This window comes from Brevundimonas diminuta, assembly GCF_022654015.1.
GTDB classification, from domain to species: Bacteria; Pseudomonadota; Alphaproteobacteria; order Caulobacterales; family Caulobacteraceae; genus Brevundimonas; species Brevundimonas diminuta_C.
Window position 1 is genome coordinate 643,003 of record NZ_CP073063.1, and the last position, 12,120, is coordinate 655,122.

Sequence of the window (12,120 nt, forward strand, 5' to 3'; positions counted from 1 at the left end):
CGTCTTCGGACGCCCTCGTCGACGTCCTTGTGGTCGGGGCCGGCGCGGCCGGCATGATGGCCGCCATCGAGGCTGGGCGACGCGGACGCCGGGTCAGGGTGGTGGACCATGCCGACCGGCCGGGCGAGAAGATCCGCATCTCGGGCGGCGGGCGCTGCAACTTTACCAATCTGGGCTGCGGGCCGGCGAACTTCCTGGGCGAGAACCCACGGTTCGCGACCTCGGCCCTGCGCCGCTACACCCAGCACGACTTCGTCAAGCGGATCGATAAGGCCGGAATTGCCTGGCACGAGAAGACTCTGGGCCAGCTGTTCTGCGACGACAGCGCCAAGCAGATCGTCCGTATGCTGACCGACGACATGGCGGCGGCGGGCGTGACCCTGAGCCTGAAGACCCGGGTGGAGCGGATCGCGCGATCCGGCGACGGCTTCACGGCGGTCCTGTCGGACGGATCGCAGGTCACGGCGGCGTCGCTGGTCGTGGCGACGGGCGGCAAGTCGATCCCCAAGATGGGGGCGACCGGCTGGGCCTATGAGATCGCGCGCCAGTTCGACATTCGCGTCACCGAGACCCGGCCGGCCCTGGTTCCGCTGACGTTCGAGGCGGGCCTGCTGGAGACGCTGACGCCGCTGGCGGGCGTGGCGGTGGACGCCTCGGTCGCCTCGGCGCCCGAAGGGGCCAAGGCGCGCAAGGCCAGCTTCAACGAGGCCATGCTGTTCACCCATCGGGGCCTGTCGGGTCCGGCCATTCTTCAGATCAGCTCCTATTGGCGCGAGGGCGAGGCGGTGGTGGCCTCAATGGCGCCGGGCCGCGACGTGTTCGAGGAGCTGAAGGCGGCCAAGGCGTCAAACGGCAAACAGGCCGTGCACACCGCGCTGGGCCATATCGTGCCGCGTCGTCTGGCCGAGAGCCTGTGCCAGCGCGAAGGGGCGTCGGGCAATCTGGCGGACCTGTCGGACAAGGTGCTGCGACGGCTGGATCAGGCGGTCAACGCCTGGGCGGTCAAGCCGGTTGGCTCCGAAGGTTACAGGACCGCCGAGGTGACGCTGGGCGGGGTCGATACGGCCGCGCTGGACCAGCAGACGATGCAGGCCAAGGCGGTTCCGGGGCTGTATTTCATCGGCGAGGCGGTCGATGTGACCGGCTGGCTGGGCGGCTATAACTTCCAGTGGGCTTGGTCGTCGGGCTGGGCCGCCGGGCAGGTCTGCTAGAATTTTCGAGTGCAATCCGTGCACTTCGGCCGGCGGGTCCGCTGACAAAAACACCGTCTAATTCGTCTAATCTGTCTAATTCGGCGCGGGTTCTGGCGGCGCGCGAAGATGTCAAAGACCGGGGGCGCCATTCTAACACGGTTTGCGACCATGACCGGCAAAGGGTCGCTGGTCGGTCGTAAGTCGCGGTAAAGGCGCGCAATCGTCATCGCCGATAGGATGGCAGGGGCGGCCGAAGCCCCTGCGGCCCCGCGACGCATGGCGGCGGGCGGCGACGGCGCCTAGCTTGGAGAGGCGGAACGGGCCCCTCTGGCGTTCTCGCGGTCTGGCGTCCCCCTTCCTTGCGCCGGATCGTGCGACGCGATGTCGGACCGCAAGGGCGTGTCGATGCGGCGAAGCTTTCCCCTCCTGGCCTGTCGCATCGACCGCCCATTCTTTTTCGATCGGAGCCCGACATGCCCCTTCTGATGTGCCCCAACGACAACGCCGCCATGCAGACGCTGGAGCGCAACGGCGTTCAGTTCGACATGTGCCCCGAGTGCCGGGGCGTCTGGCTGGATCGCGGGGAGCTGGAGAAGCTGATGGCCGCCGCCGTCGAGGAGGGGCGAGCAGCCGCCCCGGTCTCGCCCGCGCAACAGGCCTATGCGCCGCCGCCTCAGCCCTATGCCCAGCCCCATGCTCACCCTCAGGCTCAACCATGGGGCGGCGGGGCGTCACAGCAGTATCGCGACGATCGGGGCTACCGGAGCGACAAATACCGCGACGACCGGCATCGCGACGACGACTATCGTTACAAGAAAAAGAAGCGCGACAGCATCTTCGACATCTTCGACTGAGGCCGGCTAGGTCCAGGCGACTTTCGGTCTGCTCACGTCATTCCGAGTGTCCGTAGGACGAACCCGGAACCCAGGAGAGGCGCATCAGGGCTTGAATGGGCCTAGCGATGCGCCTGTGGCCCTGGGTTGGCTGCTACGCGCCGCCCTTCGGGTCCGGGTTCTTCGCTCCACTCAGCCCCGGAATGACGAACTGAGAGAACTATTTTCTGGAACGGCTAGGCCGCCAGACCCGCCTGCTGCATCAGGCCTCTCAACGCCGCGACGTTTTGCGGGGCGGCGGTCAGGGCGGTGCGGACGTCGGGCGAGCGCAGCAGCTTTATGGCCTCGGCGCGGGCGCGGTCGGCGACGGGGCCGAGCGGGCCGGCTTCTCCGGTGGCCAGTTTCAACAGGGCTGTCAGCTTTTGAGGCGCAGCCACCTGGGCGCGGACGATCTGGGCGATCAGATGGGCGTCGGCCTCCAGATTGGCGCCGACCGCGCCGATGGCCTCCATGATCTGCGTCTGGTCGTGGTCGGCCAGATGCGCGGCCTGAACCGAGCGTTGAAGCCGGGCCAGGGTCGCGAGCTTGTGCGAGGCGGACGGGCCGCCCGGGACGGACTGGCGGATCTCGGTTTCGAAACGCAGCGAGCCGATACAGGCGCTGAGCCAGCGCGAGGCGGCGCGCTTGTTGGCCCCGCCGGTGACGTTCTCGCACAGGCGGGTCAGCTGCTCGGCCTCGGCCAGAACCGTCGGGCAAGGATTGACGTAGGCGCCGACGAAATCGGCCGTAACCAGGCTCTTGGAGCGTTCGACGAAGGCGATCTGGACCTCTTCCAGCGTCAGCAGACGACCGGCCGAGGCGGTCAGGGCCATGGCCAGCAGACGCAGGATGTCGATCTCTCCGACCGGATCGTGGGGGCGGAGGCGGCGCTGGCTGGTCAGTTCGCGGGTGACAAGGCGAGCCAAGGACGCGGCCAGAAGCGGAAACTCGCCCGAGGCCAGATGCAGGCCCAGGCGCGCGGCCGGTCCCTCGACCTGGGGCATCATCAGGGCGAGGCGCGGGTCCATCCGCAACAGGGCGTCCATCTCCTCCGGCGCGACCATGCGCACGATAGCCGCCAGATTGGCGCCCTGGTCCAGAGACGGGCCCAAAATCTCGGTCAGGTTGGTGCGCACCGCCAGCATTTCGGCGACGATCTGCTCGACCACCACCACGACCAGGGCGCGCGGCGGGCCGTCGGCGGGCGCGGCGTCCATCAAATCCATCAGCACGGTCAGGCGATCGCGGGCGCCGCGCCGATCCTTCAGCGCGCCGGCGACCACGCCGCCCATGCGCAGCGCCCGATCCGGCGCGCCGGTCAGCCGATGCGCCAGATCGGCGATGGAGCGGTCATCCAGCGCGGGGAACAGGCCGTCGCGTCCGGCCTTGCGCAGCCGGGCCATCGCCTGTTCGGTCAGCTTTTGATAGTGGCGCACGACCCCGTGCACCTCCTGGCCCGTGGCTTGGCTTTCGGGGACCGCGACCTTCTGAATGGCGTGCTGGAGCTCGACCCCAGCCGCCTCCAGCCGTTCGGCGACATCGGGGCGATGCAGCAGTTCGAAGGCGGTCACGCCCTCGCGTTTCAGCCAGTCCTCCAGCACCCGGCCGATCAGGGCGCGGGCATGGGGCGAATAGAGTTCGGCCGGACTGCTGCAGGCCGGCGGGACCGCCTTGTCGGCGACCTTCTTCTTTCGCTCCTCCGGCGCGCCCAGCGTCAGGATGGTCAAGGAGCTGAACTCCATCGTCTCGGGGTCCAGCGTCTCCTTGGTTACGCGCGAGGCGATGGCGAGACGGTCGCGAAGCTGCTCCTCGGCGGTCTCGATGGCGTGTTTGCGGTCTTCGGTCGCGATCAGCAGCGTCCACGATGACGGGGCGCTCTTGCGGACATAGACTTCGTAATGGATCGGACCCGCCATGGGCCGATCCTGCACCCCAAGCCTTTAAGGCGAGGTTTTCGAAGCCGGAATATTTCTAAGCGCGCCCGAGCGACGGCGCGTGCGCGTTGAAACGAGGCGGCGCCGTGACCATCTGGACGTCACCGAACCGCTTTCGGGTTGCCGGCGATTTTCATTCGAGCCGAAACGCCTTAGCCCTAATGTGACCGAGATCGAACGGTTACGCTTGCTGTGCGTTCTTGCTCGCGGGAACGTAAAGTTCAGGAGAAGACACCTTTGGCCAACATCACTCTGGTCGATGACGACGAGAACATCGTGGCGTCCGTTTCGCTGGCGCTGGAAAGCCATGGCCACAAGATCACCGCCTATCACGACGGGGCCTCGGGTCTGGCCGCGCTGGAATCCTCGCCGCCCGATCTGGCGATCCTGGACGTGAAGATGCCGCGCATGGACGGGATGGAGGTGCTGCGTCGCCTGCGCCAGACCTCCCAGATTCCGGTCATCATGCTGACGTCCAAGGACGAGGAGATCGACGAGATCCTAGGCTTCAACCTGGGCGCCGACGACTATATCCACAAACCGTTCAGCCAGCGTCTGCTGATCGAGCGCGTCAAGGCGCTGCTGCGCCGCACGGGCGCCGACGGCGGCGAGCCGGAATCGGCGGCCGAAGTCTCGGGCCGGGCGATCAAGCGCGGCAAGCTGTCGATGGACCCGGCGCGCCATGAGTCGACCTGGGACGGCAAGCCCGTCAAGCTGACCGTGACCGAGTTCCTGCTGCTGCAGGCCCTGGCCCAGCGTCCGGGCTTCGTGAAGAGCCGCGACAACCTGATGGACGCCGCCTACGACGACCAGGTCTATGTCGACGACCGCACCATCGACAGCCACGTCAAGCGGATGCGCAAGAAGTTCCGCGCCGTGGACAATGAGTTCGACGCGATCGAGACCCTGTATGGCGTCGGCTACCGCTACCGCGAGAGCTGAACCGGGCGGGCGCGAGCCCGACGAGGAGCCCCAGCGCCGGCCGTTGTTCCGCTTCGGCGGATCGCGGCTGGGCGGCTTCATCCTGGTGCTCAATCTGCTCAGCCTGTTGATCCTGTTCGGCGGGGCGCTGGCGATCAATGAATGGCGTCCGGGCCTGATCGAGGCGCGTCAGGAATCGCTGACGGTCCAGGCCGAGTTGCTGGCTAATGTGTTGCGCGAAGAAGGCGTGACGCGCGGCGAGCCGACGCCCGAACTGGACCCCATCCGCGCGTCGATCTGGCTGACCGACCGGTTTATTCCGGCGGGCCAGCGGGTGCGGCTGTATGATGTGAACGGCCTGTTGCTGGTCGACAGCTATCAGGTGACTGAGGCCATCGGCGGGCGGCCCCTGCCCGATGCGAAGCCGGCGGGGACGGCGACCGAGGACGCCGCCAAGGCCAATCTGCTGTCCGAGCGCCGGGTCGCCCGCGCCGACAGCGAACTGGCGGCCGAGGTGGCGGCGGCGCTGGACGGCTCGCCCCAATCGACGCTGCGCCGCAATGAATCGGGCGACCGCGTCGTCTCCGTCTCCATTCCCGTGCGCCATGTGCGTCAGGTGCTGGGCGTGCTGACCGTCGAATCCGGGGACGTGGACGAAATCCTGGGCGCCCAGCGGCAGGCGCTGTTCCCGTTCGCCCTGGTGGCGCTGGGGGTCAATCTGCTGGGATCGCTGCTGCTGCATCTGTTCGTGGCGCGGCCGATCATGCGCCTGTCGGCGGCGGCGGATCAGGTGAAACTTCAGCGCGCGCGGGCCATCTCCCTGCCGGACCTCGAGGATCGCAAGGACGAGATCGGCGACCTGGCGCGGTCGCTGGAATCCATGACAGACACCCTGTCGACGCGGATGGACGCCATCGAACGGTTCGCAGCCGATGTGTCGCACGAGATCAAGAACCCCCTGACCTCGATCCGGTCGGCGCTGGAGACCCTGCCCCTGGTCAAGACCGATGCGCACCGCGAGAAGCTGACGGCGCTGTTGCAGCAGGACGTGCGTCGGCTGGACCGGCTGATCACCGACATCTCCAACGCCTCGCGGCTGGATGCGGAGCTGTCGCGCGATCGGCCGCGGCCGGTCGACCTGAACCGGCTGCTGGTCGATATCGTCGGCGTCTATGAGACGACGGCCAAGCCGGGCGACATTCCGGTCGTGCTCACGGCGCCCGAACAGGCCCTGCGGGTCATGGGGCGCGACGGGCCGTTGGGGCAGGTGTTCCGCAACCTGATCGACAACGCCCGCTCGTTCAGCCCCGCAGGCGGCGTGGTGCGGGTGACGCTGGAGGACATCGGGGACGACCTGCCGATCCGGGTCCGGGTCGAGGACCAAGGGCCGGGCATCCCGGCCGAGAACTTAGAGACGGTGTTCGAGCGGTTCTACACCTCGCGGCCCAAGGGGGCGGTGTTCGGCTCCAACTCGGGCCTGGGCCTGTCCATCGTGCGTCAGATCGTCGAGGCGCATGGCGGTCGCGTCCACGCCGAAAACAAGGCCGAAGGCGGGGCGCGGTTCGAAATCGTCTTCCCGTCGGTCGGCCGCTGGTCGTGAGCCCTGGCCAGCCGGTCCATGCGACCACCGTCGCCGTGCGGCGGCGCGGCGCCTGGCAGGGTGTGATGATCCTGGGGGTGTCAGGCGCCGGCAAGAGCGATCTGGCGCTGCGGCTGATCGGGCGCGGCTGGCGACTGGTCAGCGACGACTACACCCAGGTCTGGGCCTCGGACGGGGCCGTTCATGCGTCAGCGCCGGCCTCCATCGCCGGTCGGATCGAGGTGCGCGGCCTCGGAATCGTGGCCGCCAGAACACGCCCGGTCTGTCGCGTGGCGCTGGCTGTCGCTTGTATCGCGGAAGGGGTCGAACGGCTTCCGGAGCCGCAGACACGGGCTTTCGCGGGCATCGATCTGCCCCTCCTTGAGCTGGATCCGCGACCCGCCTCGGCCGTCGATGTGGTCGCAGCGGCGTTGGAGACGCTTTGAAACCCCGAGAGACGGGTCTATGACACGCCCCTTGCGGTCCATAGAGGGCGGCGTCCGGCCTCCCTTGCCGGGCGGGGGAATGCCTGGGACGGTTCGGGGCGGGATGCGAGTGAAGTCCTCATGATCGGTCTGGTGATCGTCACCCACGGCGGGTTGGCGTCCGAGTTTCTCTCCGCCATGGAGCATGTGGTCGGCCCGCAGCGCGGCGTCGCGGCCATCTGCATCGGGCCCGACGACGACATGGAGCGTCGGCGTCGCGACATCGTCGATGCGGCCGCGGCCGTGGACGACGGCGAAGGGGTCATCCTGCTGACCGACATGTTCGGCGGAACGCCATCGAACCTGGCGATTTCGGTGATGGAACAGACGCGCGCCGAGGTCATCGCCGGGCTGAACCTGCCCATGCTGATCAAATTGGCCAGTGTGCGTGGGCGCGAGACGCTGGAATCCTGCGTCGCCCATGCGCAGGACGCCGGGCGCAAATACATCTCCGTCGCGTCCTGGGTGCTCGCAGGCGAAAAATGACCGTCACCGCGACCCTGAACATCTGCAACACGCGCGGCCTGCACGCCCGCGCCTCGGCCAAGTTCGTCAAACTGGCCTCCAGCTTCGAAAGCGAGATCCACGTCACCCGCGACGGCGTGACGGTGGACGCCCGCTCGATCATGGGCCTGCTGATGCTGGGCGCCGGCATCGGCTGCAGCATCGACGTCTCCGCCGAAGGCCCGGACGCCGAAGAGGCGATGGAGGCCCTCACCGATCTGGTCGCGCGCAAGTTCGACGAGGATCAGTAGGGCGTCGTCATCCCCGGATTTGGAACCGCTTCGATTTTTGAGAGGTCCATCGCCGCGCGGGTGATCTGAAAACGCACCTACAAGACGGCGGGAAGACAGATCTCGATCCGGGATCCCAAGCGAGCGCCGGTCAAATAACGCGCCGATCCGCCGTGAGCCTCGGCGATTGCGCGGACCGCGGCCAAGCCCAGGCCGGTCCCGCCATTCTCGCCTGAACCGTGTTTGAAGGCGGTGAAAACGGACTGGGTCATGGCTTCGGGCAGGCCTGAACCGCTGTCCTCCACGACGATGACCGCGACACGTTCATCGGCCGTCAAGGTAACCGAGACAGGGCCGGGATCGGCGTGGCGGCGCACATTGTCGATCAAAGCCAGAACAGCCTGCTGAATGCGGTCGCCGTCGCAAACGACTACTGTGGTCGGCGTCATCCAGGTGATCGGATAGCCCTCCGCCTCGGCTTCCGCGCCGACGAGGGCGCGGACATCTTCCAATCGCTTACCCAGGTCCTGGGGCGTCAGGCGCAGTTGCAAACGACCGCTATCGGCAAGGCTGACGACACGCAAATCCTCGATGAGGCGGCCCAGGGCGTCGACCGGCTTGAGCAAAGTCAGGATCATCTCGCGGTCCAGCGGCAGGACGCCGTCGGCGGCCGCTTGCAGGCGGCCTTTCACGATCGTGACGGGCGTTCGCAGTTCGTGCGCGATCGAAGCGTTCCACGTCGTCATGTCGGCGGCGAGCGTCTCAAGCCGCGCAGCCATCAAGTTGAAGTCGTCCACCAGGTCGGCGGTCTCCGAAAAAGACCGATCGCCAGCCATGGCGCGCGCGGACAGGTCGCCGTCGGCGATCGCACGCGCGGCGCCGGATAATGAGGTGAGAGGCATGACAATGCGGCGGGCCAACTGCAGCCCGGCCACGGTCGCGCCGATCAGGGCCAGGACGGCGGCCGACGCCATAGCGACATAATCCACGGACTGCGGTCGCCAGGCCTGGGGCGAGGCCACCGCATCGGGATAGTTTTCGAAGACCCAGCCGTACAGAGCGAATGCGCCGGCGGCGCTAAGTCCAAGGACGGCGAGGATGACCAGAGCCGTCCGCACGGCGATGCGACGGCCGAGCGTGCGGGCGGCCCTCACGTCAGGACCTCAAGGCGATAACCCACGCCACGAACGCCGACGAGGACGCCATCGGCGCCTGCGTTCCGTAACTTGAGCCGCAGCTTGCTGAGGTGGCTATCCACCGTGCGATCGAGCACCTCATCGCCCTTTAAGCAGGCGTCGGCCAACTCGGCGCGAGAAAAAACCCGCATTGGATAGCGCGCCATGTGGGCCAGCATGCGGAACTCGGTCAGGGTCAGGGGCAGGCGCTGCGGCTTGTCCAGCCCGCACCACTGGACGATGTGCGCCTCCAGATCGATCTCGAGCGGACCCAGCCGGATCACGCCGCCTTGGCCCGAGCCGCCGCTGCGTCGTAGGATGGCCTGGGCGCGCGCCACGACCTCGACCGGATTGAACGGTTTGACGACATAGTCGTCCGCGCCGATGCGCAACGCCTGAAGCTTGTCGATGTCCTGATCCAGCGCGGTGAGCATGATGACGGGCGTCTCGCCTCGGCGCCTCAGTTCGCCCAGCACGCCCCAGCCATCGACGCGCGGCATGCGCACGTCCAGCAGGACCAGATCGGGCCGAAGGGCGGCGTGCAGGTCCAGCGCGATCTGGCCATCCATGGCGCGGACGGTGCGAAACCCCTCGCGCACGAGATAGGCGTCGAGCACGGCGGCGATCTCGGGTTCGTCTTCGGCGATGATGACCAGGGCGCTCATGGTGTCTCTACGACATCGCCCAGCGATGGACGGCGATCCAGACCAGATGGGGTGTCTCCACGATTTCTCCATCAAGTCCACACCCAGGCCCCACGGCACCGTGCGAAGCGGCCCCAAACCGAAACCGCCTTTGAGATCCAATGAAGTTCAGCGCCCACCAGATCTTCGTCGCCGCCATGACCGCCGTGAACGTCGCCGTGCTGGCCGCCTGTGGCGTGTTCATCCTGGCGATGCTGTGAAGCGCATGGATCGGCATCGGGCGCGGGTTGCGGCGGCCGCGAGCCTGATCGCGCTAATCGCGGGGTGCGCCAAGCCGGTCGAACCGCCTGCGCCGCCCCCGCCTCCGCCACCTTCGATTCAGCTGGACGACAGTGTGGCGCAGTCGGCGTCGGTCTATCTGGTCTTCATGCGGGACGTCGCCACATTCGACGGCGGCTTTGTCGATGCGGAGTCGGTGCAGGCGGCGTTGCAACGCGGCGCGACCTCCAACGCCGAGCAGCTGGCGCGGGGGCTGGTGGCCTATGGAGCGGTTCTGGCGATGCAGTCGCCGGACTTCGTGGCGGGGGTGCGGGCCTATGCCGCCAATCCAGCACAGCGACGCGAAATCCTGGACCGTCTGACGGCCGACCCCGCCTATGCCGTGACCCTGCCTGGCGCAGACGTGGCGGCCGGGCTGATCGCCGAGGTCATGGAGGAGGGCGCCGCAGCCATCGAGGACGCAGCGGATCGGGTGGAGGCGGATGCCTATACGATCCAGGCGCGTAGCGATCCGCGCCGTCGATGGGCGGGCCAGCCCGTCGCGGACCGACAGGGGCGGCTCGAGCGTGCGAAGACCGCCTCCTCCGGAATGCAGCTGGCGTCGGACGTCGAGAGCGAGACGCTTCTGAAGGCCGCCCATGCCGAACCCTCTCGGGTCCCGACGTCGCCTCTGGCGGCTCGCTATAAGCCGGCGGTGGCCCGGTCCCTGTCGGTCGCCGCGCGGGCGCTGCTGGGCGAAAGCGTGAAGGATGATGGAAGCGACGGTGTCCTGCAGGATCCGAACGCTACCTTCTGCCTGCAGATGTCCAAGCTGAACCTGTTCCAGTGTCTGGCCGCCGCCAAGCCCAGCTATGAAGACATGTTCTGCATCGGTCGACACGTGGTCAGGGACATGGCCGACTGCACGCGCACGGCGTTGAACGCCGCAGGATCTTGATGAAAGAGATGTGATCGAGGGCGACCGCCGCCGAGGGGCCGCTACAGCCCCAACGCCCGTCGGATGTCGCGCCAGTCGACGTATTTGAAGTTCTGGGTTCCCACGTCGTTGACGTCGTCCTGGATGACGACGAGGCCGTCGGGGAAGGGGCCGACCTGACCGCTGACGGCCGCCAGGCCGTCGGTGCCGGTGACGCCGTCTACCACGCCGTCCACGATCTTGAAGCGGCCCTTGTATTCGGGCGCCGCGCCGTCGATGCGCCAGACGGGGAAGGTGGAATCGCCCTGGCTGGAGGCGATCAGATAGCGGCCCGAGGCGTCGGTGATCGTCGTCAGGCCTTCGGCGTCGGCGACCAGAATGTCCTTGGCGATGGGCTGGATCAGAGTGCGAGCCGCGCCGGACGCCGGGTTCAGGCCGTAACGCCACAGGCCGACGTTTTCCTCATTGATATAGAGGGCGTCTGTGGCCTCGTCGGCGGTGCAGCCTTCGGAGATGGTTCCGATCTCGGCGCGGCGGACCAGACGCGCCGTGGGCTTGCCGGCGGCGTCCACGCCCAGGATGAACTGGCGCAACTCGCCTTCATGACCGACCAGGATGGCGTGGACCTCGGCCCCGCGACGCGCAAAGCAAAAGCCGTAGGGTTCGACAACGTCGGTGGCGACCGCGCCCCAATAGCGCACGCCGTTTTGGCCGGTCCCGGCCGGGTCGAAGGTATAGAGGGAGATGCCCGTCTTGCCCGGCGTGCGGTCGCTGGCGCCCAGCACCACCTGCGGACGGCCGCCGACCGACAGGCCCTCGACCACATCGACGTTGTTCAGAAGGCCCTCGGGGAGGAACTGCAGGATCTTGCCGTCGAAGCCGTAGATATAGAGGCCGGACTTCTTGTCCGTGCCGGCGACGAAGCCGGGCGTGGATTGGCCCATGATCGTGACCGGCGTGGCGCTGGCCCAGACGGCGGGGTCGTCGGCGGCGTCCTGACCCGCCGAGCCGACTGAGGGGGTTTCCAACACGGCCTGGACCGGGGCGCCCGGACCGACCACGCCCGCGCCTTCGCCCTGATAATCGACCTCGTGCGTGGCGCAGGCGGCGAGCAGGGCCAAGGCGGCGCAGGCGGTCAGCGAGCGAGCGAGGGAAGGGCGCATGTCGGTCTCCGGACGATCTGGACGCGTCCCTGTGGCCAAGCCGCGTGCGGGTCAACGGCGCCGTCGTGACGGTTCGACGTCCGTTCGATGACTGATGTTCCGTCAAGAGAGCAAGCGTCGCTGTTTCGTCGGAAAACCGCGAACTGAACGTCGCGGAATCGTCGCGGTCGCGTCGCCGCCAAAGGTTAAGCGGCCCCTCCATCGGTTGAAGCGAAACGTCGCTCG

12 protein-coding genes are annotated in these 12,120 nt (G+C 67.5%); 8 read left to right on the forward strand and 4 right to left on the reverse strand.

The window, feature by feature from the left end:
- The first annotated feature begins 53 nt into the window (after positions 1-53).
- Positions 54-1,211, forward strand: coding sequence for an NAD(P)/FAD-dependent oxidoreductase (locus KAK88_RS03105; RefSeq protein WP_242078550.1), 1,158 nt, complete (start codon positions 54-56; stop codon positions 1,209-1,211).
- A gap of 455 nt (positions 1,212-1,666) precedes the next feature.
- Positions 1,667-2,047, forward strand: coding sequence for a zf-TFIIB domain-containing protein (locus tag KAK88_RS03110; protein ID WP_242077835.1), 381 nt, complete (start codon positions 1,667-1,669; stop codon positions 2,045-2,047).
- Between the two features lie 215 nt (positions 2,048-2,262).
- Here the strand turns inward: KAK88_RS03110 and KAK88_RS03115 are convergent, their stop codons facing one another.
- Complete coding sequence (locus KAK88_RS03115; protein ID WP_242077836.1) at positions 2,263-3,981, reverse strand: hypothetical protein; 1,719 nt, start codon at positions 3,979-3,981, stop codon at positions 2,263-2,265.
- 255 nt (positions 3,982-4,236) lie between these two features.
- Between KAK88_RS03115 and KAK88_RS03120 the strand changes: the two genes are divergently transcribed.
- The 5 genes from KAK88_RS03120 (at position 4,237) to KAK88_RS03140 (ending at position 7,739) form a co-directional block, all read left to right on the forward strand.
- Entirely contained in the window at positions 4,237-4,941 is a 705-nt protein-coding gene (locus KAK88_RS03120) for a response regulator transcription factor (protein WP_039243953.1), read from the forward strand.
- Entirely contained in the window at positions 4,910-6,520 is a 1,611-nt protein-coding gene (locus KAK88_RS03125) for an ATP-binding protein (RefSeq protein ID WP_242077837.1), read from the forward strand. The genes KAK88_RS03120 and KAK88_RS03125 overlap by 32 nt, the downstream gene beginning before the upstream one ends.
- Positions 6,517-6,945: an HPr kinase/phosphorylase gene (locus KAK88_RS03130; protein WP_242077838.1), complete on the forward strand. Its 429-nt coding sequence runs from the start codon at positions 6,517-6,519 to the stop codon at positions 6,943-6,945. Before KAK88_RS03125 ends, KAK88_RS03130 begins: the two co-directional genes overlap by 4 nt.
- Before the next feature lie 120 nt (positions 6,946-7,065).
- Complete coding sequence (locus KAK88_RS03135) at positions 7,066-7,470, forward strand: PTS sugar transporter subunit IIA (protein WP_017506133.1); 405 nt, start codon at positions 7,066-7,068, stop codon at positions 7,468-7,470.
- Entirely contained in the window at positions 7,467-7,739 is a 273-nt protein-coding gene (locus KAK88_RS03140; RefSeq protein WP_017506134.1) for an HPr family phosphocarrier protein, read from the forward strand. Before KAK88_RS03135 ends, KAK88_RS03140 begins: the two co-directional genes overlap by 4 nt.
- 77 nt (positions 7,740-7,816) lie before the next feature.
- Here KAK88_RS03140 and KAK88_RS03145 read toward each other — a convergent pair whose 3' ends face one another.
- Positions 7,817-8,872 (reverse strand): ATP-binding protein, encoded by a 1,056-nt coding sequence (locus KAK88_RS03145; RefSeq protein ID WP_242077839.1) that lies wholly within the window; start codon positions 8,870-8,872, stop codon positions 7,817-7,819.
- Positions 8,869-9,558, reverse strand: a complete 690-nt coding sequence (locus KAK88_RS03150) for a response regulator (protein ID WP_242077840.1) — start codon at positions 9,556-9,558, stop codon at positions 8,869-8,871. The genes KAK88_RS03145 and KAK88_RS03150 overlap by 4 nt, the downstream gene beginning before the upstream one ends.
- A 235-nt stretch (positions 9,559-9,793) precedes the next feature.
- On the opposite strand from KAK88_RS03150, the gene KAK88_RS03155 reads away from it, so the two are divergent.
- Positions 9,794-10,753: a hypothetical protein gene (locus tag KAK88_RS03155; protein ID WP_242077841.1), complete on the forward strand. Its 960-nt coding sequence runs from the start codon at positions 9,794-9,796 to the stop codon at positions 10,751-10,753.
- 41 nt (positions 10,754-10,794) lie between these two features.
- Here KAK88_RS03155 and KAK88_RS03160 read toward each other — a convergent pair whose 3' ends face one another.
- The gene (locus KAK88_RS03160) at positions 10,795-11,895 is read right to left on the reverse strand and encodes a phytase (protein ID WP_242077842.1); all 1,101 of its coding nucleotides are present in this window, start codon (positions 11,893-11,895) and stop codon (positions 10,795-10,797) included.
- Positions 11,896-12,120 lie beyond the last annotated feature (225 nt).

Coding starts and splice junctions, on each gene's coding strand:
- KAK88_RS03105 (WP_242078550.1), top strand. CDS start 54: ATGATGGCCGCCATCGAGGCTGGGCGACGCGGACGCCGGGTCAGGGTG.
- KAK88_RS03110 (WP_242077835.1), top strand. CDS start 1,667: ATGCCCCTTCTGATGTGCCCCAACGACAACGCCGCCATGCAGACGCTG.
- KAK88_RS03115 (WP_242077836.1), bottom strand. CDS start 3,981: ATGGCGGGTCCGATCCATTACGAAGTCTATGTCCGCAAGAGCGCCCCG.
- KAK88_RS03125 (WP_242077837.1), top strand. CDS start 4,910: ATGGCGTCGGCTACCGCTACCGCGAGAGCTGAACCGGGCGGGCGCGAG.
- KAK88_RS03135 (WP_017506133.1), top strand. CDS start 7,066: ATGATCGGTCTGGTGATCGTCACCCACGGCGGGTTGGCGTCCGAGTTT.
- KAK88_RS03140 (WP_017506134.1), top strand. CDS start 7,467: ATGACCGTCACCGCGACCCTGAACATCTGCAACACGCGCGGCCTGCAC.
- KAK88_RS03150 (WP_242077840.1), bottom strand. CDS start 9,558: ATGAGCGCCCTGGTCATCATCGCCGAAGACGAACCCGAGATCGCCGCC.
- KAK88_RS03160 (WP_242077842.1), bottom strand. CDS start 11,895: ATGCGCCCTTCCCTCGCTCGCTCGCTGACCGCCTGCGCCGCCTTGGCC.